General features: G+C 35.2%; 26 protein-coding genes and 1 tRNA gene. 20 read left to right on the plus strand and 7 right to left on the minus strand.

Translation table 11 applies throughout. The features are described 5' to 3' along the window. Both WBM60_RS17150 and WBM60_RS17155 read left to right on the plus strand, forming a co-directional pair. On the plus strand, nt 1-884 hold an 884-nt coding region (locus WBM60_RS17150; RefSeq protein WP_424283402.1), incomplete at its 5' end, for a Gfo/Idh/MocA family protein. Between the two features lie 11 nt (nt 885-895). Further along, nucleotides 896-1,612, plus strand: a complete 717-nt coding sequence (locus WBM60_RS17155; protein ID WP_424260833.1) for a 3-keto-disaccharide hydrolase — start codon at nt 896-898, stop codon at nt 1,610-1,612. 59 nt (nt 1,613-1,671) lie between these two features. On the opposite strand, the gene WBM60_RS17160 is transcribed toward WBM60_RS17155, so the two are convergent. Together WBM60_RS17160 and WBM60_RS17165 are read right to left on the minus strand one after the other, a co-directional pair. Continuing rightward, a tRNA-Leu gene (locus tag WBM60_RS17160) sits at nt 1,672-1,755 on the minus strand. Between the two features lie 133 nt (nt 1,756-1,888). Further along, the gene (locus tag WBM60_RS17165) at nt 1,889-2,338 is read right to left on the minus strand and encodes a hypothetical protein (RefSeq protein ID WP_424260831.1); all 450 of its coding nucleotides are present in this window, start codon (nt 2,336-2,338) and stop codon (nt 1,889-1,891) included. Nucleotides 2,339-2,485: 147 nt separating this feature from the next. On the opposite strand from WBM60_RS17165, the gene WBM60_RS17170 reads away from it, so the two are divergent. After that, a complete protein-coding gene (locus WBM60_RS17170) occupies nt 2,486-3,319 on the plus strand; it encodes a universal stress protein (protein WP_424260829.1) in 834 nt (277 codons plus the stop codon). Nucleotides 3,320-3,336: 17 nt separating this feature from the next. Here WBM60_RS17170 and WBM60_RS17175 read toward each other — a convergent pair whose 3' ends face one another. The 4 genes from WBM60_RS17175 to WBM60_RS17190 are packed head-to-tail and all read right to left on the minus strand — an operon-like array spanning nt 3,337 to nt 7,131. Beyond that, a complete protein-coding gene (locus tag WBM60_RS17175; RefSeq protein WP_424277023.1) occupies nt 3,337-4,017 on the minus strand; it encodes an ABC transporter ATP-binding protein in 681 nt (226 codons plus the stop codon). A gap of 9 nt (nt 4,018-4,026) precedes the next feature. Next, nucleotides 4,027-5,289, minus strand: coding sequence for an ABC transporter permease (locus WBM60_RS17180; RefSeq protein WP_424277022.1), 1,263 nt, complete (start codon nt 5,287-5,289; stop codon nt 4,027-4,029). Then, nucleotides 5,289-6,389: an efflux RND transporter periplasmic adaptor subunit gene (locus WBM60_RS17185; protein ID WP_424258730.1), complete on the minus strand. Its 1,101-nt coding sequence runs from the start codon at nt 6,387-6,389 to the stop codon at nt 5,289-5,291. The genes WBM60_RS17180 and WBM60_RS17185 overlap by 1 nt, the downstream gene beginning before the upstream one ends. Before the next feature lie 37 nt (nt 6,390-6,426). After that, nucleotides 6,427-7,131 (minus strand): LytR/AlgR family response regulator transcription factor, encoded by a 705-nt coding sequence (locus tag WBM60_RS17190; RefSeq protein ID WP_424258728.1) that lies wholly within the window; start codon nt 7,129-7,131, stop codon nt 6,427-6,429. A 386-nt stretch (nt 7,132-7,517) separates the two neighbouring features. Between WBM60_RS17190 and WBM60_RS17195 the strand changes: the two genes are divergently transcribed. From WBM60_RS17195 to WBM60_RS17220, 6 genes are all read left to right on the plus strand, one after another. Beyond that, nucleotides 7,518-7,955, plus strand: a complete 438-nt coding sequence (locus WBM60_RS17195) for a doxx family protein (RefSeq protein WP_424258725.1) — start codon at nt 7,518-7,520, stop codon at nt 7,953-7,955. Nucleotides 7,956-8,115: 160 nt separating this feature from the next. Then, entirely contained in the window at nt 8,116-8,415 is a 300-nt protein-coding gene (gene hpf, locus WBM60_RS17200; protein WP_299163875.1) for a ribosome hibernation-promoting factor, HPF/YfiA family, read from the plus strand. 24 nt (nt 8,416-8,439) lie between these two features. Further along, complete coding sequence (locus tag WBM60_RS17205; protein WP_424258723.1) at nt 8,440-9,276, plus strand: universal stress protein; 837 nt, start codon at nt 8,440-8,442, stop codon at nt 9,274-9,276. A gap of 48 nt (nt 9,277-9,324) precedes the next feature. Continuing rightward, a complete protein-coding gene (locus WBM60_RS17210; RefSeq protein ID WP_424277019.1) occupies nt 9,325-11,220 on the plus strand; it encodes a PAS domain S-box protein in 1,896 nt (631 codons plus the stop codon). 36 nt (nt 11,221-11,256) lie between these two features. Continuing rightward, nucleotides 11,257-12,312, plus strand: a complete 1,056-nt coding sequence (locus tag WBM60_RS17215) for a response regulator (protein ID WP_424262394.1) — start codon at nt 11,257-11,259, stop codon at nt 12,310-12,312. 93 nt (nt 12,313-12,405) lie between these two features. Beyond that, nucleotides 12,406-13,245 carry a universal stress protein gene (locus WBM60_RS17220; RefSeq protein ID WP_424277018.1) on the plus strand — a complete coding sequence of 280 codons (840 nt, stop codon included), beginning with the start codon at nt 12,406-12,408 and terminating at the stop codon, nt 13,243-13,245. A 96-nt stretch (nt 13,246-13,341) separates the two neighbouring features. On the opposite strand, the gene trxA is transcribed toward WBM60_RS17220, so the two are convergent. Then, nucleotides 13,342-13,641 carry a thioredoxin gene (gene trxA / locus WBM60_RS17225; RefSeq protein ID WP_424260966.1) on the minus strand — a complete coding sequence of 100 codons (300 nt, stop codon included), beginning with the start codon at nt 13,639-13,641 and terminating at the stop codon, nt 13,342-13,344. 119 nt (nt 13,642-13,760) lie between these two features. Here trxA and WBM60_RS17230 point away from each other — a divergent pair, with 119 nt between their 5' ends. The 11 genes from WBM60_RS17230 to WBM60_RS17280 all read left to right on the plus strand — a co-directional run. Further along, nucleotides 13,761-14,606 (plus strand): universal stress protein, encoded by an 846-nt coding sequence (locus WBM60_RS17230; RefSeq protein WP_424283403.1) that lies wholly within the window; start codon nt 13,761-13,763, stop codon nt 14,604-14,606. Nucleotides 14,607-14,624: 18 nt separating this feature from the next. Then, a complete protein-coding gene (locus WBM60_RS17235; protein ID WP_424259503.1) occupies nt 14,625-15,458 on the plus strand; it encodes a universal stress protein in 834 nt (277 codons plus the stop codon). A gap of 18 nt (nt 15,459-15,476) precedes the next feature. Further along, nucleotides 15,477-16,325, plus strand: a complete 849-nt coding sequence (locus WBM60_RS17240; RefSeq protein ID WP_424259502.1) for a universal stress protein — start codon at nt 15,477-15,479, stop codon at nt 16,323-16,325. Between the two features lie 96 nt (nt 16,326-16,421). Beyond that, on the plus strand, nt 16,422-16,838 hold the full coding sequence (locus WBM60_RS17245) for a hypothetical protein (protein ID WP_424259501.1): 417 nt from the start codon (nt 16,422-16,424) through the stop codon (nt 16,836-16,838). A gap of 43 nt (nt 16,839-16,881) precedes the next feature. Continuing rightward, entirely contained in the window at nt 16,882-17,724 is an 843-nt protein-coding gene (locus WBM60_RS17250) for an ATPase (protein ID WP_424259500.1), read from the plus strand. Between the two features lie 18 nt (nt 17,725-17,742). After that, nucleotides 17,743-19,107: an MBL fold metallo-hydrolase RNA specificity domain-containing protein gene (locus WBM60_RS17255; protein ID WP_424277016.1), complete on the plus strand. Its 1,365-nt coding sequence runs from the start codon at nt 17,743-17,745 to the stop codon at nt 19,105-19,107. A 70-nt stretch (nt 19,108-19,177) separates the two neighbouring features. Then, the gene (locus WBM60_RS17260) at nt 19,178-19,597 is read left to right on the plus strand and encodes a hypothetical protein (RefSeq protein ID WP_424259498.1); all 420 of its coding nucleotides are present in this window, start codon (nt 19,178-19,180) and stop codon (nt 19,595-19,597) included. Between the two features lie 173 nt (nt 19,598-19,770). Beyond that, a complete protein-coding gene (locus WBM60_RS17265; protein ID WP_424283404.1) occupies nt 19,771-20,214 on the plus strand; it encodes a hypothetical protein in 444 nt (147 codons plus the stop codon). A gap of 8 nt (nt 20,215-20,222) precedes the next feature. After that, nucleotides 20,223-20,882: a hypothetical protein gene (locus WBM60_RS17270; RefSeq protein ID WP_424259496.1), complete on the plus strand. Its 660-nt coding sequence runs from the start codon at nt 20,223-20,225 to the stop codon at nt 20,880-20,882. A gap of 133 nt (nt 20,883-21,015) precedes the next feature. Next, nucleotides 21,016-21,306, plus strand: a complete 291-nt coding sequence (locus WBM60_RS17275; protein ID WP_424259495.1) for a hypothetical protein — start codon at nt 21,016-21,018, stop codon at nt 21,304-21,306. A 55-nt stretch (nt 21,307-21,361) separates the two neighbouring features. Then, nucleotides 21,362-21,681 (plus strand): bleomycin resistance protein (locus WBM60_RS17280; RefSeq protein WP_424283405.1); only part of this gene is annotated, 320 nt, incomplete at its 3' end.

Raw genomic sequence — 21,681 nt, forward strand, 5'->3', positions numbered from 1 at the left:
TTAAAGCTCAGAATGAAACGGGAATGGTATTCCAGGTGGGTAGTCAGGGAATGTCCTCACTTGGAAATGAAAAGGCTAAAGAGTTATTGGCTCAGGGAGCAATTGGAGATATAAATTATGCAGAAGGGTTTTGGGCCAGGAGGAGCCCTACAGGCGCCTGGCAATATAATATTCCCGAGGATGCTTCTCCTAAAACCGTAGATTGGGATACCTTTTTGATGAATACCAATAAACGACCTTTTGATGCTACGCGTTTTTTCAGATGGAGAAACTATAAAGATTACGGCACAGGGATGTCAGGTGATCTGTTTGTTCATCTTTTTTCCAGCCTTCATTTTATTACCAAATCAAAAGGTCCTAATCAAATTTATTCATCCGGGGGATTGCGCTATTGGAAAGACGGCAGGGAAGTTCCGGACGTACTTCTGGGGGTATTCGATTATCCCGATTCTGAAGAACACCCTCCTTTTAATCTTTCATTGCGTTGTAATTTTGTTGATGGTACCTCTGGAACAACTTATCTAAGAATTGTTGGTAGCGAGGGATCTATGGATGTCCAATGGAGAAAGGTAATTTTAAGGAGGAATAATGAGCAATTTGACAGCGATCCATTTTTACAGGCCAAGGCGTCTCAAACCGGGGGCGGTAGTTCCAGGAAAAAGATGCTTCCTCAGGAAGAAATAGTTTTTGATGCAGAGGACGGTTATAAAGGAGCCCACTATGATCATTTTTCTAATTGGTTCAATGCTATCAGAGGAGGTAAAGCTGTATCTGAAGACGCTGTATTTGGTTATCGCGCGGCGGCACCCGCTTTAGCCTGTAACGATAGTTATTTTTTAGATAAAGCGATAAAATGGGATCCTGTTGGGATGAAACTACTTTAAATTTGAACATTATGAAACTGCGAATAATAATTATTGGTATGGTGCTCTTAATTGGAGCCTGCAAGGACACAGAGAAGAAGAAAGTAGAAACACCTGCCGCAAAAGAAGATCAAATAGTAACCAGTGAATGGATTGAACTCATGGAAACGTCTGACTGGAGGGGGTATAACCAGGATTCCCTTCCATCAAATTGGTCAATTAAAGATGGGGTGATAGAATGTTTTGGAGAAGGGGGAGATGTTGGAGGTGATATCATTAGTACTGAAACATATGATAATTTTGAATTTGCTTTTGAATGGAAAATATCCAAAGGGGGCAATAGTGGTGCTTTTTATCATGTTGTGGAAGATACCATATATCATTCACCTTATGAAACCGGACCGGAATACCAGCTATTGGATGATGTAGGTTTTGAAGAACCCATTGAAGACTGGCAAAAGACTGGCGCCAATTATGCTATGCATGTAGCTAATGAAAACAAAACCCTTAACCCGGTAGGGGAATGGAATACAAGTAAGATTATTTTTAATAAGGGCAAGGCTGAGCATTGGCTCAATGGTCAGAAAATTGTTGAATTTGATAAAAACTCCCAAGATTGGTTAGAAAAACGCAATAGCGGTAAATGGAATGAATATCCTGATTACGGCAAAACCAATGATGGCTATTTAGCTCTGCAGGACCATGGTGCAGGGGTGTGGTTCAGAAATGTAAGGGTAAGACGTTTATAAATTTTTATATACCTTAAATCGAAAAACTGCTCCTTTTTTTAATTGAAGCAGTTTTTTTGTGCCCACGACTGGAGTCGAACCAGCACGTCCTTTCGAACACTACCCCCTCAAGGTAGCGTGTATACCAATTTCACCACGTGGGCATTATACTAAAATTGCGGTGCAAATATAACGAAGTATTTCTATTTGGAAGATTAATCGTGCTTACTTAGTGCATCAGAAATCAACAATCATCAAAACTGTTTTATGAGGATATCTAATGATTATTGTACTGGATTAGGATTTAAGAATATTTGGTAACTTCTCGCTGTCTATGATGTATTCTGTAATTTTAAATACTTCTTTTCGATTGGATCTGAACGATTTGACGAATTTTGAAATTTTATCTTCCAGGACTTCATGATCTTTCACAAATTGTGGGTTTGAACTCTGAACCGGATTTTCTACCATAAGTCCCAAATTGCTCTTGTGTGAGATTACCTCCTTCATTAATTCAATACCTTCATTCCGAATCTCAAAAAGATTTTTCTTTATTTCCTGTACCAAGTTAAGGTTGTCGTCTTTTGTAATCCAAATAATATATTTCTCTATCAAATGATGTAAAAACCTGAGGTCATCTTTATAGAAGTTCAGATCTGACTTCCAATGATCTGTAAGGATATAAAGTTCTTGCCAGTTTACCGCTTCATAAGTATTTTCCTGAGTTGATTTATTACCGTTATCCATGATAAATTGACTTTTAGTTTGGATCTTAAAAGTAGTTCAGTTAAAGGCTATTTTTTATGATATAAGTCATGTGAAGCTTTTGTGACCAATATCATATTATTCAAAGCCAGATTGAGGTAAATTGACATAATCTTTAAATAATTTGTGATGGACACTATTCTTTATGCTACGGATTGTACCAAAAATTCGACCTCAACATTAAATTATGCAAAGAATCTCAGCGAAACTTTAAATGCCAAGCTGATTGTATTTCACATATTTGATATTCCGCCAGTAAGAACATCTAATATTAGGTCGTCTGAACAATTACATAAATTATCAATGATCGAGCAAAAAGAAGTGCTGGAAGACTATTGCAAAAAAAACCTAAACCAAAATCTTAGCAAAAATCAGCTAATATGTGAGGTTGCTCAAAATACTTCAATAATCAAAGGAATTATTGACCGAATAAGTAAAGGTAATATTGATTTGCTGGTCATAGGGATGAAAGATGAACATTCTGCCCGAGGTTTCTTAAGCGGGAATATTGCTAATAAATTAATAGATAAAAAACTGTGCCCATTACTAATTATTCCTCCCCATTATAGTTACAAAAAGTTAAAAAAGATTGCATATGCCAGTGATTTTGAATCTTCTGATATTATTGCAATAGAAAAATTGTCTGCGATAGCAGAATATTACGATGCCGAAATAGAAGTGGTACATATCCCTACCATGGAAGAATATACAGCCATGCAACAAATGGAATGGTTTAAAGAATTATTGGAAGTTCAGGTGCAATACAAAAAAATAAGTTTTCACATGGTACTGGCGAATAGTATTGAACAGGGATTAAGAATGCATATTAGGGATGAGAATGTAGATATATTGGGTATGTTGGAAAGAGAAAATAAGGGTCTCTTTGCTGCTATTTTTAATAAAGATATTGTAAAAAAAATGGAGACCTTAGTCACTATTCCAATACTTTGCTTTAATCCCTGAAGTTAGGGTACTACAATTCAAATAGGATCAAGAATTTTACCATCTTCCATTTCTATGATCCGATCTGTGCGTTTTGCAAAATCTAAATCATGTGTAACAACCAATAGAGAAAGTCCCTCTTCTTCCTTTAACCTCTTAAATATTTGGAAGACATTTTCGGCATTATAACTGTCCAGATTACCTGTGGGCTCATCGCCCATTAAAATATCTGGATTATTGATAAGTGCTCTGGCAATAGCCACACGTTGTTTTTCACCTCCGGAAACCCTTGAGGCTCTTTTATTTGCCAAATTTCCGATGTTCAACATATTTAATTTTTCCATGGCATCATGTTCAATTTCTTCATAGGTTTTAGCTGCCAATTTTTTAGCGGGAAGCATCACATTCTCCAGGACACTGAATTCTGATAGCAGATAATGAAACTGAAACACAAACCCGATATGCTTGTTCCTTATTTGCGACAATTCCTTATGGTGTTTGCCTGTGATGAGTTCCTCATTTAAAAATAATTCGCCTTCATAGTCAGTATCCATCGTAGAAAGGATATAAAGCAGGGTCGATTTACCGGAACCGGACTTGCCCATAATGGAGGCAAACTCTCCTTCTTTCACATTAAAGTTTATATCCTTCAAGACATGAAAATCTACGGGCTTTCTAAAATGCTTATTAATATTTTTAGTTTCCAGGACCGTTCCCATAATTGTGAATTAGGTTCCGCGAATTATATGCACGGGATCTATTTTTTTTGCTTTATTAGAGGGTAAGTAACCGGCAATAAATGTAGAAATAAGTGCAAAGATAATTCCAATGACGTAATAGCCCGGGTTGTAATTTACCGGAAAGGTACTTATAGTTGGAAGCGCTTCGGTTTCGAATGGTATGTTATCAATAATTCTGGATAAAAAAAAGCCTATTATTAAGCCAACAATTCCCCCGGCAACCCCAATGATCATAGCTTGACTCATAAATATAAGTTGCACATCCCTTCCCGAAAATCCAGTCGCCTTAAGAATGGCTATGTCTTTCATTTTTTCATAAATAAGCATATTCAGAATATTGTAGATTCCAAAGCCCGCGACAATTAGTAGAGTTATTGAAACCGCGTAAGTAATGATATTTCGAATATTAGTTCCCGTTTCGAACTGGGCATTTGCTTCATTAATATCCGTGGCTTTAATTTTAAACTGTCTTTCTAACTGCCTGGCCATGGGTACGGCTTCTGAGATGTCATGTAGTTTTATATTAATATCTGTAACATAATTTTCGGCTTCTCCTTGTATTTTCTGTACGGTTTTAAGATTTGCAAAACTTTGAACATTGTCTATTTCCGCAATACCGCTTTGATAGATCCCAACGATCTTCAAAGGAAAAACAGTGCCTTTAACAGTACTGATCTGCACTCTGTTTCCAACACCTAAGGACATTTTTTTGGCTAGGCCGGATCCGAGTAAAATTCCATTGTCTGTATTCCTGAGAGCCTCCGGGCTCCCTTCGACAATATATTCCTGGATATTTGATAAGCGCACTTCCTCCATAATATCTACGCCGACAAGATTCCCGCCAAGTTCAATGGAACCCGATAAATAAAATATCTGCGAACGGAGTTGAGGTGTTGCACCCTTTACATTTTCCTGTTCTTTTAAATAATGTAATATAGGAAGGGCATTATGTATTTTCAGCTGGCTTTGTTTAGGCCTGATGGAGTGTATAACATTTAAGCCACCGTCAAATTTTTCATATAAAGAAATTGGCTGTTCCGCTGAAGGTTCAATTTCATTATACACATGAATATGTGGGGTCTGGTTAAGAACAAGATCATCTAACATTCCATTCAAACCAGTCATAAAGCTTACCAATGTAATATAGGCCCCAATGCCAAAAGTAACTCCGAGCGAAGCCGTTACAGTAGACTTCATCTTGGTTAACAAATGTGTTTTGGCAATACCTAGTATGACTTTCCAATTTGTCATTATTCTGGCTTTAATAAGTAGGTTTCAGCATCCAGGCCAGATCGAACTTCTATGCGTTCCATATCTTGTATCCCTGTAACTATTTCTATAATTCCCATTTCAGTCTTCACTTGGTTTTCGCCTATAAGATATTCCTTGGGAATGGTCAGGGCGTTTTCCTTTTGAGAAACTATAATATTGCCTTCTCCTGCCAATCCTGGATAAAGGACTTCCGGAGTATCTATGAATACAGCTTCAATTTTGAAAGTCTGGGATCGTTCATCCTTTCTTGGATAAATTTTGTTAACGATTGCAGAATATACTTTTGACCCATAGGCATCAAGAGTAATTAAAGCTGTTTGACCAATTTTAAGCTTAACAATATCAACCTCATCAACTAACATTTCAATTATAAAATCACCTGCACTTCCTATAGCTGCTATAGGCTCCATTGTATTAATTATTTCGCCCTGATTTTTGAAAAGAGCGTAAAGTTTTCCATTGATTTTACTTTGGACTGTAAAATCTTCAGTTGCAATCAAAGAGGTTTGGTAATTGTTTTCTGCCTGCTTTAATTTTGTTTTTAATTCTGACTTTGTTCTTTCAAAATTACCTTTTAGTAAAACCAAATTATTACCTGATAATTCATATGCCAGTTTTCGATTTTCGTATTCTACCTTAGATCCTATATTTTGATCCCAAAGATTTTTCTGCCTTGTAAAATTTATAGAATCATTTTTATACTTAAGTTCCGCTGCATTTAATTCATCAATTAACGCTCTTATGATAGCATTACTACCACTGTAATTCTCTCTGGCTAATTCAAGATTTAGTTTGGCATTTTGGGTATTTAACTTTGGGGTATTGTTGATGATTTGGGCTATTAGTGTGCCTTTCGAAACTGAATCGCCCTCGTCAACAAAAATTTTATCCAAAATACCTCCTACAGCCGCGTATACCTGATAAAGACTATCAGGTTGAATGGTTACGGAGGAATAAACAGATTCTGTAATGGTTACTTTGGAAGGTAATATCTTTTCCGGCCCATCATTACAGCCTAAAAAGGCAAAGATCAATACTAAACTAAAAAGAATTCTAAAAGAAAAAGGAGCGCATCTCATCAAACTTATTTTGAGTTCTCGGGTATGATTTATCTTGCTAACTATCAAATTTTTCCAAAATAAATTCAAGTTTAGGTTTTTGCTTTCTGCTCATGGGTATTTGATGTTCATCAATCTCCACGCTTGTACACCCAAATTTTTCGATCTTGTTTAAATTTACAATATATGATCTATGAATCCTAAGAAATCTGTCATTCGGTAGCTTGTCCGAGATTGATTTCATAGTACTCAGAGCAATAACTTTTTCTTTGTCTGTGATTATTTTTACGTAATCGCCAAAGGCCTCCACCCATTTAATTTCTCTTAGACTAACCTTTTTATTTTTCAAATGACTCCGCACCATCAAAAATTCCTTGTCTTCTTGAATTTCATTTCGCTTGTTATTGGTTAGCACTTTCCGTATTGCATTGTAAAAACGATCAATATTTAAAGGTTTTAACAAAAAATCTCTTACGCCATAGTCAAATGCTTTTAGGGCATTATGGGAATTACCGGATATGATTATCACCTGTATTTTCTGATCCAAAGACTCCAGAAGATCGAAACCATTAATAAAAGGCATTTCAATATCCAGAAGAATTAAATCTATTTTATGGTTTTTAATGATTCTATTGGCGTCTATGGCATTACTGCATACAGCCACCAAATTCAGATCATCATGATTTTTCACCATCCGGGCCACAATTTTACAATGTACTTTTGAATTTTCTACAACTAATGTCTTTAAGTGCGAATCTCTCATAGCAATTAATATAGATGATCATAGCAATTCTTCGAAATTGTTCTTTGATCTCTGATGATTATCTGTTAAAAAACAAAACTACGTGCATTGTTGATTAACACAAATGATTTTAATCATTGTAACAGCTGTTATCCGCCTGGTCATAAAATAATACTCCTGGTGTTAAGTCCTGATAATAATGATCTGATAGCGTCTTCCGTTTGATAAATGTTAACTTTTCTACTGCCCGAGCTCAAACAATGATCCGCCTTATTTACTGAATTACCTGATAGAAAACCATGGATATGGTAAAATGAGTATAATAAATGAAAAAGAATTAGAGAAAAATGACATTTGTCACTTTTTAGCTTAATTGCCATAGCTAGTTTAGCTTTTTTGGAAAAAAAATGAAGGAACTGGTAGCACGTTTAATAGGGAGGAATACCAAAATCAAATTAGTTTCGGCAACTATTGGTATTGTATACCTGTGGTTTGGGTTGCTGAAATTCTTCGCGGGCGTAAGTCCGGCTGAAGAACTTGCAAAGGCCACAATAAGCCGGTTGACATTAGGATTTTTGGCTCCTGAAATATCAATACTCTTACTTGCAATTTGGGAAACCGTGATAGGATTGTTACTAATAGGCCACCTTTTTGAAAAATTTGCTCTAAAACTGGCATTGATCCATATTATCCTTACGTTCATGCCATTTCTTTTTTTCCCTGATCTTGTATTCTCGCAGGCTCCATTCAGTCTTACTCTTTTGGGTCAGTATATTGTTAAAAATGTAATTATACTTGGAGTCCTTATTGTCTTGATTAAAGAGAGTAATAAACTTAGGTCATAATCTACTGCCTTTTTGTTTTTGGTCAGGTTAATTAGTATCTCTAATTTAGAGGATAGCATTTGGTAATTATTATAGCTAGACAATAATCAACAATGATAAATGTCATAGTTTACCATGGTGCATGGTACGATCTTTATTACAAACTCTAAATAGTATAATTATGACAATAAATATTCAATATGTTCAAATGCCAACGAGTGATTCTATGAGTGCTATTGTTACTTCAAAATTAGAAAAACTGGCAAATAAATATGATTGGATCATCAAAGCAGATGTCTTTTTTAAATTAGAAAATGATCCCTCTGGTTCAGGTAAAATATGCGAAATACGATTAAGTGCACCAGGCCCGAGATTATTTGCTAAATCTAATCAGGATAATTTTGAAAAGGCCGCGGCCACTACAATAAAGGAATTGGAAAACCAGCTCAAAAAGAGAAAAGAAATCTTTAAAAAGTATTGAATAGGATATTTTAAATAAATGACCATGAAAAAAATATTAGTCCCGGTAGATTTTTCGGAACATGCAGGATATGCGCTTGAAGTTGCGGCAAAACTGGCAAAGGATTTTAGTGCAGAGATTATTGTACTTCATATGATGGGTCTCTCTGAAGCCTACTTAACCAAAAGTGAATCTGATGAAGCCGCAGAGGCTCATTTTTATATGAAATTGGCCAAGAAGCGGTACGAAACTTTTTTAGATAAGCCATTTTTAAAAGGTGTTAAGATTACCGAAATGGTTCAAAACTATAAGATTTTCAGTGAGATAAATGAGGTAGCCAAGGAAAACAATATGGACTTGATAATTATGGGCTCACATGGAGCAAGCGGGGTTAGTGAGATTTTTGTTGGTTCAAATACGGAAAAGGTAGTGCGCTCCTCTGATATACCGGTATTGGTAATAAAAGAACCTTCTCCTTTATTCGCTCCTAAATTAGTTGTTTTTGCTTGTGATCTTCGGGTAGAGAGTATAAAAGCATATCATAATGCAAGGGCTCTTTTTGCAAAATGGGATATTAAGCTTCATCTGGTATATGTCAATTTGCCCAATGAAGAATTCATGAGTTCCGGGGAGATAAAAAAGAAAGCAGAGTTTTTCCTTAAAGTAGCTCACAATGGGCCGGTTCCTTCAGATACTGAAATGATCTATGTCTCCGATTATTCAATTGAAAGAGGCATATTTAACCATGCAAATGAAGTAGAAGCCGATTTGATAGCTATTCCTACCCATGGAAGAAGCGGAATAGCGCATTTTTTTAAAGGCAGCATCGGTGAAGATGTGGTGAATCACGCAAATTTACCGGTGATTACTTTTAAGGTCTAGTTAAGGCTTGCATTTTGCTTTCATAATATTCATTCCTAATCTTAAAAGATGCATGTTTTTGATAAGAATATTAATATTTTCCATTTACTTTCTGAAACTGTATCGGAGGGAATATTAGTAGTAAATCAGGAACAGCTAATTGTCTCTATTAACAAAAAAGCAGCACGTCTCTTTGATTTTTCCCATGATGAACTTTTAGGGAAGCCACTTTCTGAAATAATTCCTGATAAGTATAAAAATGTCCATAAAGAGCATCTAAAAAAATACTACAAACGCACAAAGAAAGATTCAATGGCTGGTGGGCGTTGTGTGCAGGGACGTAAAAAATCTGGCGAGGAATTTCCTTTGACCGTAAAGTTTAATCCTTTTACAATTTATGAAAGAACCTATGTTCTGGCACTAGTCTATGATTTGTCGGAAAGAAAGGAGGTTGAAGAAAACTTAAATGTAAAAAGTGAGGCTTTAGAGGCTACCCAAAACGGTATTATTATTTCAGATGCATTAAAGGAGGATAATCCTATTATATATGTGAACAGGGCATTTAAGAAACTTACCGGATATTCAGAATCTGAAGTCCTTAATAAAAATTGCCGGTTCCTCCAGAAAGGCGACAATGACCAAAGGGGTGTTCAAATAATGCATAAGGCCGTAGCAGCAGGTAAAAGATGCGAGGTACGGGTGAGGAATTATAAAAAGGACGGCACCTTATTCTGGAATGAAGTCTCTATTAATCCAATCCGAAATAAGGAGGGCAAGATTACACATTTTGTAGGAATTCAAAATAATATAACCAACCGTGTAAAAGCCGAAGAAGAGATAAGGCATTTCCTAAAGATTTTTGATGAATCTCTTAACGAGATATATGTTTTTGATGTGGTAACACTAAGGTTTACACATGTAAATTATGGTGGCCAGAAGAATACCGGATATACCATTAGAGAAATTAAAAAATTAACAATAACAGATCTTATTACGGGTATTACGGAAGATCGGTTCAGGGAAATTCTGGATCCCTTACAGTTGAGTAGTAAAAAGAAAATTACATTTGAAACCCAGTTTAGTCGCAAGGATGGAACAACATATCCTGCTGAAATTCATTTGCAATCCTCCAGTCTTGGTAATAAGATATTGATAGTAGCTATTGTCCTGGATATTTCTGAACGAAAAAATTATACTCAAAAACTCGAAAAAACAGTTACCCTAAGAACCAAGGAACTTAAGGAAGCTTTGGTCAAAGAAAAAGAACTGAACAATCTAAAGACCAAATTCCTTTCGATGGTTTCTCACGAGTTTAAAACTCCTTTAAGCACTATTCTTACCTCAGCCACCTTGGTTGGTAAATATACTTCTACCGAACAGCAGGATATGAGGGATAAACATTTAAAATCTATTAAAACCGGTGTACATCATCTTACCGGAATATTGAATGATTTTTTATCTATTGAGCGATTAGAAAAAGGAAAAGAAGTTTATAGACTTAATGATTTTTCGCTTAGTAAAGTTGTTAATGAAGTAATTTATAATGCGAATATGTTATTAAAAACAGGTCAAAAAATTAATTATCCTCTTAATATAGAGGATCTTACAATACATCAGGATGAGAAAATTATTTCATTGGCATTAACCAATTTGTTACATAACGCCATTAAGTATTCTCCTGAAGAATCTGAAATAGATTTACAGATTGATATTAATAAAAAGGATATTCGCTTTCATGTTATTGACAAGGGCATCGGCATTCCAAAAGAAGACCAAAAGCATATATTTAACCTTTACTTCAGGGCAGACAATGTACTGCTGACACAGGGTACCGGTATAGGTCTGAATATTGTCAAATCGCATGTTGAGAACCTGGGAGGGAATATTAGCTTTAAAAGCGTGGAAAATAAGGGGAGTAAATTCACGGTAGAACTGCCTCTTCATGGCAATCGCGAAGAAGTCTAGCTAATTTTGTTTTAAACCGTAATAACTGCTATTATGATCAAAAAGGTTTTATTAATTGAAGATGACACTGCTTTAAGGGAGAATACAGCCGAATTATTGGAATTGGCAAATTACAAAGTCCTTACCGCTCCTGACGGGGAAAAGGGAGTATTGGTTGCCAAAACTAATCACCCAGACATTATCATTTGCGATATTATGATGCCAAAGTTAGATGGATATGCCGTTTTAGATGCTCTGTCCAAGGACAATAGGACCAAGGCAATCCCCTTTATATTTCTCTCTGCTAAAACAGAACGAAAGGATGTTAGACATGGTATGGATATGGGTGCGGATGACTACCTGACTAAACCATTTGAAGAAGCAGAACTTATTGGTGCTATTGAAAGTAGAATAGCCAAGATCAACATTCTTAAAGAAGCGCAACAAGAAAAGTTATACGATGATTTAGCAAGTGAAGCCCGGGTTAAGAGTATTCACCAGCTGAAGAATTTTATTGATGACAATGGTGAGGAGTTCAGGTTTCATTTGGGAGATTCAATTTACAGGGAAGGCGACAACTCAAATTTAGTATATTTGGTGATAAAGGGGAACGTCAAAACTCATAAACTGGATGAACAGGGTAAGGAGTTGATCACAGGAATTTACAAAGCAGATGATTTTTTTGGATTCACCAGTTTCACTAAGAATATACCGTATCAGGAATATGCAACTGCCATGGAGGATTCTGTCCTAATTGGTTTACACAAAGATCAATTAAAAGTGATTTTGGAGCAAAATGGGGAATTGGTAATGGAGTTATTGCAACTTCTATCCGAAAACCTTTTACAGATCAAAGAGCAGTTGTTAGAAATGGCATACGGTTCCGTGCGAAAAAAAACTGCGTCTACCTTACTTAAATTTGTCGAAAAGTTGCAGGAAGATGAAGCCGGTAATATTCACGTTTTAAGGAGTGACCTTGCAAGCGTTGCCGGAATGGCTACAGAAACCCTGATAAGAACCTTATCTACCTTCAAGAAAGAGGGTATAATTGAGATTAAGGATAGAGATATTAAAATTTTAGATATGGATCGGTTACAAAGGATACCTTATTAAATTTTTAATTCCAAAAGGTGGCGAACATGATTGTAATCATTTTAGGGTTCTTTTGGTGATTGTAATTTTGTTAATATAACAAATCAGACTAAGATGCAACGTATTTTAATCCCGACAGATTTTTCCAAAAATTCACGTAATGCAATTAATTACGGGCTTGAATTATTTAAAAAAACCAAGTGTATTTTTCACATCATTCACATCAACCCGATACCACCGTATTCAGGTGCCGGGACTTCAGTTAGGGGAACCTCCATCCTTCTTAAGGAAACAGTCTTAACTGAGAGCAAAAAAGACCTTAAAAAACTTTTAAAGTATATTGAAGAGCATCACAAAAATGAATTACATTCCTTTGTTCCTATAGCAAAGTATGACTTTTTTGTGGATGGTATTAAAAGGGAAATTGAGGATAAAAAGATTGACCTTGTTATAATGGGCACTAAAGGTGCATCAGGGCTTAAAAAGGCTGCAATGGGCAGCAATACGGGCGATGTGATTACTAAGGTAAAATGTCCCTTACTGGCAGTACCTGAAAATAGCCTCTATAAAAGACCAAAGGAAATAGCCTTCCCGACAGATTTTCACATTGCCTATGATATTAAAGTCCTGGACACTCTAATTGAGATGGCAACAATGAATAACTCTGTATTAAGAGTTGTTCATATTTCTAAAAAAGGTGAAATGTTGAGTGAAGAACAATTGCGTAATAAAGATTTTTTACATGATTACCTGAGGGGAATTGACCATAGTTTCCATTCCTTAACCGGTTCCAAATTGGAAACTTCCGTTCAGTGTTTTGTTGAAAGCAGAGATATAGATCTTGTGGCCATGGTTGCTAAAAATCTTAACTTTTTTCAGCGAATTCTCTTTAGGCCTGCCGTAGAAGAAATTAGTTACCATACAGATATCCCATTTTTGGTATTGCACGAGTGATGGATGATGGAAAATTATGATGTTGGTAGGTCCTTTCCTTGTATAATATGTTCAATAAAAACTGCAATGGAAAACAATATTCAAGTTGTAATATAATTACCTGTAGGATTCGATGATATTGATAATTTCATCTTTTGGCACAACGCCAGATTGTCTCCATACTTGCTTTTTATCCTTGAATAGCAGCATTGTTGGAACACCCCTCACCTGATATTTAGAAGCAATGGATTGATTTTTATCCACATCTATCTTTATTATTTTGATTTTATCTCCCAATTCTTCTTTTACCTGTTTAAGGATGGGTCCCAGCATTTTACAGGGCCCGCACCAATCTGCATAAAAATCTACAAGAACAGGGATATTGCCGGCTGTTAATTTTCCAAAATTTTGTTTCATTTTCTTATAATTACATATTGCTAAATTAGAAAAGTAATAGAATTCAGTAACTGATTAATGTCATGGTTTCTTGTCTTACTTAATGTTAATTTTAGAGCGGTTATTAAGATAAATTGGATATGAGGAAAGTTGTAGTGCCCACAGATTTTTCTAAGAATGCATTTAATGCACTCAAATATGCCTGTCAAATATTCAAATACACAAGATGCGACTTTTATATTCTACACGCATATGCAGATGAGGTATACCAACAAGACCGGGTTGTTATGCGAAGTAAGTTAGATGAGCTAAAGGAGGTTACCTATAAGAAATCCGAAAAAAAACTAACAAAAATTTTAAAAGACATATTTGAGTATTCGCCTAATCCAAAGCATAAGTTCAAATCAATTTCGGCCTTTGGAACACTTACAGATGAGATCAATGATCTTATAAATATGGAAAATGCGGATATTGTGATAATGGGGACAAGGGGTGAAACTAATGATAGAACAATAACCTTTGGCAGTAAGACCATTCAGGTTTTGAAATACGTACAATGTCCTGTACTGGCTATTCCCGAAAATTACAAATACCATCCTCCAAGAGAAATATTGTTCCCTTCAGATTATTTAGTACCTCTTAAAAGGAGGGAATTAAAACTATTGTGTGAACTAACAGGTTCCTTTAGGTCATCTATTCATATGCTTTATATAGATGCAAATAAGAAACTTTCGCTTCGGCAGGAAGATAACATGCGATTTTTAAAAGAATGTTTGTACAAAGCCAACTTATTTTTTGAAACAACAGAAGGGAAAGATAAAACTATTGCCGTCACAAAATATATTGTGCATAAAGAAATAGACCTGCTGGTAATGGTTAATTCCAGACATTCACATCTTGAGCTAATGTTGCATCAATCCACTATTGAAAAAATAGGTTTACACATAAAAATACCATTTTTAGTTTTACAAAATTTGTCCCGTTAACATTTAAAATATGTACTGATGAAAAAAATAATTCTTCCTACCGATTTTTCCTATAATGCATATAATGCTATCTCTTATGCTATGAACCTTTTAAAGGATGAGGAGGCAACTTTTTATCTTATGAATACTTATACACCAGCAATTTATCAAACAGAATATTTGTTACACAGCCCCGGTCAAATCGGTCTGGGAGATATTTACCAATCAGAGTCCATAAATCAACTTGAAGAACTTCAAAAAAAACTTGAAAAGGAGTTTAAGAATCCAAAACACACTATAATAACACACTCTGCTTTCAATATCCTTGTTGATGAGGTGGCTGCAATGGTTACCAGTGAAGAAGCTGATTTGGTTATTATGGGTACCCAGGGAGCAACCGGGGCAAAAGAAATTTTCCTGGGCACACATACAGTGCACGTTATTAAAAAAGCTACTTGCCCTGTGATTGCAATTCCTGCCGATTTTGAATATGAAATTCCCAAAGAAATACTTTTTCCAACCGACTATGAAGTTGAGTACAGTGAAAAACAATTAACGGGTCTTCTTAATTTATCCAAAATACACAATTCCAGTATTGAAGTCATTCATATTTCAAGTGGCTATGATCTTACCGAATTTCAATTGCAAAATAAGGGCAAACTGGAAAAAATATTAGAAAAAATCCCCCATAAATTCCATGACCTCCCAAATCAGGAAATCATAACAGGAATAAATAATTTCCAACTAAAGAACAAGATGAACATGTTGGCAATGATCAAGAACAAACACACTTTTTTGGAAAGTCTTTTTATAGAGCCAGTTATTAAGAAAATAGGGTTTCATGTTAGCATCCCTTTTATGGTTATTCCCTAATGTAACTCTGAAATTTCGATGAAAAATATACTTATTGCCACAGATTTTTCCAACAATGCCTATAACGCACTTTTTTACGCCACGCAATTGTTTAAAAATTACAATTGCTCATTCCATATTCTCAATGCTTATACCGAGCAAACCCCGCTAAAAAGCAATTGCCAGGCGGCCGGCCGTAATTTAAGTTTATTACAACAACTGGGAGAAGAGTCTATGGAGGGTTTATATTCCTTTTTACATAGAATTAATCTTGATACAGGGAATAGTAATCATCATTTTGGTATTCATTCAAAAAATGAAAATTTAATTGATGCTCTGCAGCAGGCAATTAAAGAGACGAATGCAGATCTTATTGTGATGGGTAATAAAGGGAGGACGGGGGCCAAATCCATTTTTTTAGCTAGTAATGTAATCAAATCCATTAACGCTATTAAGGATTGTCCAATACTTACCATACCTGGGGAAAAAGAATTTGTTTTACCTAAAGAGATTGCTTTTGCAACAGACTACAAGAAGAATTACAATGCTAAATTGTTACAACCTCTGCTAACATTTGCCTCGACTTGTGATTCGTCTGTATGTATCGTTCATATAAATGAAGAAGAAAGACTAAGCCCGGTGCAGAAATCCAATTTATATATTCTTAGAGAGTATTTAGGCGATATAAGGCATTCTATTCACTGGATGCCAGATTTTGCCAATAAAACAAGAGCAATAACAGATTTTATTGACGAATTGGGTATAGATATGCTGACAATGATTCATTACCAACACGGTTTTTTAGAGAAATTAACCCGTGAACCGGTTCTTGAGAAAGTAAGTTTTAATATCAACATACCTTTTCTTATTCTCCCGTATACCGACTGATCACTATCATAGGACAAATGATGGTTTGGATCTAGTTTTATAAAGTCATAATAATTCCGATTCACGAACTCAATATTAATTCACAATAATATATCCATGAAGAAAATAGGAATATGGTTAGATAAAGAAAAGGCACATTTGGTGACTATAAGTGATGAAGATGTTAGATTCAACACTATTTATTCAGAGATTGAATTCTTTCATCCAAAAGGCGGAGCTCGCTCCAAGACAAGATGGGGTCCTCAGGATGTAGTTCAGGATAGCAAATACCTGGAAAGAGAGAAACATCAATTAAAATTATATTTTAAGGAATTGGCGAAGGCAATTGAGGATGCAGAAGCGATAGCAATTTATGGCCCCGCAGATACCAATTCCAAATTTTACAAGGAATTAGATGAAAACTACAAAACTCTGGCATTGAAAGTTAAGACAGTAGAGAAAGCAGATAGTATGACCGAAAATCAGGTCAAAGCGATGGTCAGGGAATTTTTTAACAAAAAAAGCAGAGCTTAGGATTTTACAAATTTATTGGGGACCATTTCAATTGCAGGACATAATGACAAATGAAGGTTTTTTCATAGTTAAGGCTTCGGGTGACAAAGTGCTATTTTCAGAAGAGAAGTTACGCTCTTCTCTAAAACGAAGTGGGGTAGACGAAAATTTGATTAATCAAATTTTAACTCTGGTTAAGGAAGAACTGTATGATGGAATCACAACCAGAGAAGTATATAACAGAGCCTATAGCTTTTTAAGACGCAAAAAGCCGGTATTCGCTTCGAAATATAAACTTAAAAAAGCCATATATGAGTTAGGCCCCACAGGTTTCCCGTTTGAAAAGTTTTTAAGTGCTATATTAATTTATTCGGGATTCAAAACTCGAGTTGGTAAGACCGTTACAGGGAAATGTGTTGGCCATGAAATAGATGTAATTGCCGAAAAAAACGGATCGATTATAATTATTGAATGCAAATTTCACGGGGAACAAGGTCGCAATTGCAATGTTAAGATTCCCTTATATATTTATTCCAGATATCAGGATATAAAAAATGCAGGCTATAAAGATATTTCAAATATCAAAGAGCCCGACGAATGCTGGGTTGCCACCAATACACGTTTTACAAAAGACGCTATTTTATATGGTAATTGTATGGGACTGTATCTCCTAAGTTGGGATTATCCAAAAGGGGATAGTTTAAAAGACCGTATAGACAGACTTAGTCTATATCCAATAACGGTTTCATCATTATTGACCAAAAGAGAGAAACAATTTTTGTTAAGCCGTGATGTGGTCTTATGTCGTCAATTGTTAAAAGATAGCTTTTATCTCGATCATTTGGGCGTCTCGGATACAAGGAAAGCCAAAATTCTTAAAGAAGTAGGTATGCTTTGTAAGATCTGATTCAATTAATTAAATATAATGGTTAAAGTACATTTTTTAGGGGCTGCAGGTACGGTAACAGGGTCTAAATTTTATCTTGAAACAAATGAGAAAAACATTCTCATAGATTGCGGGATGTTTCAGGGGAGGAAGGACCTTAGAAAATCTAATTGGGAACCATTGCCTGTTTCAGTCGACTTAATAGATGTGGTTTTATTAACACATGGTCATCTTGATCATACGGGTTATTTACCCAGATTGGTAAAGACAGGATTTAAAGGTAAAATTATAGGAACCGCCCCTACACTTGCGATAACCAGAATAATATTGCTGGATAGTGCTAAGATAAATGAAGAAGAAGCAGAAATAGCAAATAAGGAGAGGTATAGTAAGCATAGTCCGGCTTTGCCACTTTATAGCATACAAGATGCAGAAAATGCAATAACGCTATTCAGAGCTGAAGAAATAAACCAATGGGCCCAACTTTCTGAAAACATCCGGTATAGATTCAGATTTAACGGACATATAATTGGCTCTACTTTTATCGAAATTGAAATTTCAGGTAAGCTTTTTGTTTTTTCCGGAGATGTTGGAAGGCCAAATGATATTTTGTTAGATCCACCGGTTAAACCAGAGTGGGCCGATTTTCTTTTTGTTGAAAGTACTTATGGAAATAAGTTACACCCGAAAGATAGTATTGAGGATAGACTGGTTGCCCTCGTTAATAAAACGCTTTATGAACGGGGAAACCTTCTCATTCCTTCTTTTGCGGTAGAACGTTTACAGTCACTGATGTATTTATTCTGGAAGCTTTACAGGAAGAATAAAATACCAAATATTCCAATCTTTATTGATAGCCCTATGGGCAGCAATGTTCTTTCCATATTCGAACGTTTCCCAAATTGGCATAAGCTATCTCCAAAAGAATATAAGGCAATGTGTGCCCACGTAAATATTGTTGATTCCTACAGACAAACATGGGAGACCATAGACGATCCCAGGCCAAAAATTGTTATTGCCGGAAGCGGAATGGTCACAGGTGGAAGAATTCTCACTTATTTACAACAATTGTTAGATAATCCGAAGACTAATATTTTATTGGTTGGTTACATGGCTGAAGGAACAAGGGGAAGAGCGCTTTTGGAAGGGGCTAATGAACTTAAGATCTTTGGAAAATACTATTCGGTGAAAGCCAGTATTCATCATGAAGAAAGTTTATCAGCCCATGCGGATCAAAAAGAGTTGCTTGACTGGATGGATTCTATTAAAAATATTCCGGAACATGTTTTTCTGATTCATGGAGAGCAGGAAGCCTTGCAAGAATTTAAAACTAAAATTGTAGATGTATATAAATGGAATGTTCATATTCCTGAAATATTTGAAACAGTAGAACTTATTTTTTGATAATCACATGATTTTTATCATTGCTCATACTTTTGCTCATAAGTAGCTTTAAAATATCAGATTCATTAGTATGGAAAATAAAACGGAAGATCGAAAACTGGATATCATTCAAAAATTACATTTAGATACACAGAAATGGAAATCTTCCTTTTCCTTAATGAACGATGAATTAGTATTCATAAAACAACTTCTTCACTCCTATATATTTGAGCCCAATACGCCCAATTTATTTGAACGTTTACAAGACTATCTTGAGCGTTTGAAGCTTATTAAAAGTGATAAGGCTAATGTGCAAAATCGTATGGTTCAACATGAAAATAATCTGGGAGGGGCTTTTGAATGCAGTAACAGCAAATGTGATGAAGATATTCATGTGGAACATGAGAAGCTGAAAGCCAATGTGGCAAATTGTTTACAGCAGTTTCAAATCCTAAAGTCGGAGATATTCAATTATGCCGGTGGAATTTTAAAGAGGCGAAGACCTGACTAAAATTAATACCCCCTAGCGAAATACCTACCTGATAATTATCATTTCGTTTGGTTCAATAAAAAACTAAATTGGATTCACATAATAAATATTCCTAAACAATATCTTAAAGGAATTGAATTATAGATTTCAATACAATTAGAGTTTAAATAGGTGCTATTTTAAAATTTAACAAAATGAAAATCAAAGAAAACACGCATCGTTATATTGAATGGATAGATCCAGAAGAGATGCATAGGACAACCTTACTTTGGCTATCGGAATTAAGATTTATCAAAGATGAGCAATTGTTTTTAAACAATCTGATTAAGCATTATACCGTACAATTGGTTGATTCAAAAATTTTTGGAAAAAGTAAAGCAATTGTAAATACGCTTACTGATCTTGAGAAGGAAGCCATTTCACTTATGAAAAAGTTTCAGGCTCATGAAAATAAATTGGAAATAATGATTGATGATGTTGATCAAATTGAATTGGAAAAGGCTTACCGCGATACCCACAGAGAATTGGCCAGCAGGATGGATCATTATAAAGAAGAATACAGGGAAATCAAAACCAAACTTTTTGATTTAGTATCAAGTGTACTGAAGAAGGAGAAACAAAAGCGATTATTAAATTAATTATAGCAATGAAGAAAGCACTTATTTTAGTCGCATTATTATTCATGGGGTGTTCGTCCACGGAATTGGTAGATAATTGGAAAAATCCGGACATTGTAATTTTCGATGCCAGCAAAGTACTTATTGTGGGGATGACCTCTAATTCTAAAGCGCAGGAAGGATTCGAAACTAAAATGAAGAAGCAATTTACCAATAGGGGCGTGGAAGCAATGCGCAGTGTGGATTTATTTGATGTTGAATTTACTGACTCTCAAAGGTCTGAAGAAGAACTTGATGAAGTGGAACAATCCCTCCTGGATAAAGATTTTGATGCCATTTTATTTACCAAAATTCTTGGTTCAGAAGATATAGAAACCTTTAGAAAAGAAATGGTTGATATAAATAGTTATTATGATAATTTCAAAGATGATTATTTATCACATCAGGATATTTATTATGATGAAAATTATTATGATCAGTATAAGGTTTACCATGCAGAGACTGCCCTTTACTGTATCTGTGTGGGGAAGGAACGTGAACTCATTTGGCGCGGTATTATAGATATTACAGACCCTTCAAATATAAAAAATGTGATAGATGATTACATACAACTTGTGGTTTTGGCCATGGAGGAACAAGATTTGATTTTTCACAAAGAAGCGGATGAAGAAGATTCAACTAACCTTTAGCCGCCATTTCATTTTACTCTAGATTGGTAATTTCATTTTATATACTAATTAAAGCCAGGGATGGCTATAGTTAATATTTTACTCTTACATATCAATTAAATTTGTAATTTAAACGATAAAAGAGACCTTAAACATGCGACGTGTAATCGTAGATTTTAAAAAGCTAAATAAAGACATCCTGGATCTTCTCGTTACCAAATACCCTGATGGATATGATGATGACCATATTATCACCTTTAAAAACGCATTGAACGAAATAGTGGAATGCGTTGAAGTAAGGACGGATGATACTATATATCTGGTAAAAGTCAGTAAACGTCTGGTCGCAGCTATGGAAGATCATGACCTGGATGAAGATGAAATAATAGAAGAAGATGTTGAGAATGAATTGCCAATAGAAGACATAGAGGATGAGGAAGAATAAAGGAACAACTCTTATTTAGTCGATTAAAAGTTACTCACCAAACCAAAACTAAACAATGAATTCAAAATTCCATCTTGCCCTCCCTTGCATCAACATTAAAGAAACTAGGAAATTTTACCTGGAAATCCTCAAGGCAGAAAGAGGAAGATCGGGAGAGAATTGGCTGGATATAAATCTTTATGGAAATCAATTGACTTTTACTCAGGCAGGAGTTTTTAATTTTGATTTTAAAAGTTACCGATTTAGTGATCATGTTCTTCCCTCATTCCACTTTGGAGTAATAGTTAATGCAGAAGTATGGAAGAATTTGTATGGCAGATTGTCAGAAATGGATCTTGAAATAACAACAGAAGCTACTTTTTTGAAAGATAGGAC

The sequence above is a fragment of the Eudoraea sp. genome (assembly GCF_049669105.1).
In the GTDB taxonomy this organism is placed as follows: Bacteria; Bacteroidota; Bacteroidia; order Flavobacteriales; family Flavobacteriaceae; genus Eudoraea.

Excerpts from the sequence above, each read along its gene's own strand:
- WBM60_RS17155 (WP_424260833.1), top strand. The coding sequence starts at position 896 with ATGAAACTGCGAATAATAATTATTGGTATGGTGCTCTTAATTGGAGCC.
- WBM60_RS17165 (WP_424260831.1), bottom strand. The coding sequence starts at position 2,338 with ATGGATAACGGTAATAAATCAACTCAGGAAAATACTTATGAAGCGGTA.
- WBM60_RS17170 (WP_424260829.1), top strand. The coding sequence starts at position 2,486 with ATGGACACTATTCTTTATGCTACGGATTGTACCAAAAATTCGACCTCA.
- WBM60_RS17175 (WP_424277023.1), bottom strand. The coding sequence starts at position 4,017 with ATGGGAACGGTCCTGGAAACTAAAAATATTAATAAGCATTTTAGAAAG.
- WBM60_RS17180 (WP_424277022.1), bottom strand. The coding sequence starts at position 5,289 with ATGACAAATTGGAAAGTCATACTAGGTATTGCCAAAACACATTTGTTA.
- WBM60_RS17185 (WP_424258730.1), bottom strand. The coding sequence starts at position 6,389 with ATGAGATGCGCTCCTTTTTCTTTTAGAATTCTTTTTAGTTTAGTATTG.
- WBM60_RS17190 (WP_424258728.1), bottom strand. The coding sequence starts at position 7,131 with ATGAGAGATTCGCACTTAAAGACATTAGTTGTAGAAAATTCAAAAGTA.
- WBM60_RS17195 (WP_424258725.1), top strand. The coding sequence starts at position 7,518 with ATGAAGGAACTGGTAGCACGTTTAATAGGGAGGAATACCAAAATCAAA.
- hpf (WP_299163875.1), top strand. The coding sequence starts at position 8,116 with ATGACAATAAATATTCAATATGTTCAAATGCCAACGAGTGATTCTATG.
- WBM60_RS17205 (WP_424258723.1), top strand. The coding sequence starts at position 8,440 with ATGAAAAAAATATTAGTCCCGGTAGATTTTTCGGAACATGCAGGATAT.
- WBM60_RS17210 (WP_424277019.1), top strand. The coding sequence starts at position 9,325 with ATGCATGTTTTTGATAAGAATATTAATATTTTCCATTTACTTTCTGAA.
- WBM60_RS17220 (WP_424277018.1), top strand. The coding sequence starts at position 12,406 with ATGCAACGTATTTTAATCCCGACAGATTTTTCCAAAAATTCACGTAAT.
- trxA (WP_424260966.1), bottom strand. The coding sequence starts at position 13,641 with ATGAAACAAAATTTTGGAAAATTAACAGCCGGCAATATCCCTGTTCTT.
- WBM60_RS17230 (WP_424283403.1), top strand. The coding sequence starts at position 13,761 with ATGAGGAAAGTTGTAGTGCCCACAGATTTTTCTAAGAATGCATTTAAT.
- WBM60_RS17235 (WP_424259503.1), top strand. The coding sequence starts at position 14,625 with ATGAAAAAAATAATTCTTCCTACCGATTTTTCCTATAATGCATATAAT.
- WBM60_RS17240 (WP_424259502.1), top strand. The coding sequence starts at position 15,477 with ATGAAAAATATACTTATTGCCACAGATTTTTCCAACAATGCCTATAAC.
- WBM60_RS17245 (WP_424259501.1), top strand. The coding sequence starts at position 16,422 with ATGAAGAAAATAGGAATATGGTTAGATAAAGAAAAGGCACATTTGGTG.
- WBM60_RS17250 (WP_424259500.1), top strand. The coding sequence starts at position 16,882 with ATGACAAATGAAGGTTTTTTCATAGTTAAGGCTTCGGGTGACAAAGTG.
- WBM60_RS17255 (WP_424277016.1), top strand. The coding sequence starts at position 17,743 with ATGGTTAAAGTACATTTTTTAGGGGCTGCAGGTACGGTAACAGGGTCT.
- WBM60_RS17260 (WP_424259498.1), top strand. The coding sequence starts at position 19,178 with ATGGAAAATAAAACGGAAGATCGAAAACTGGATATCATTCAAAAATTA.
- WBM60_RS17265 (WP_424283404.1), top strand. The coding sequence starts at position 19,771 with ATGAAAATCAAAGAAAACACGCATCGTTATATTGAATGGATAGATCCA.
- WBM60_RS17270 (WP_424259496.1), top strand. The coding sequence starts at position 20,223 with ATGAAGAAAGCACTTATTTTAGTCGCATTATTATTCATGGGGTGTTCG.
- WBM60_RS17275 (WP_424259495.1), top strand. The coding sequence starts at position 21,016 with ATGCGACGTGTAATCGTAGATTTTAAAAAGCTAAATAAAGACATCCTG.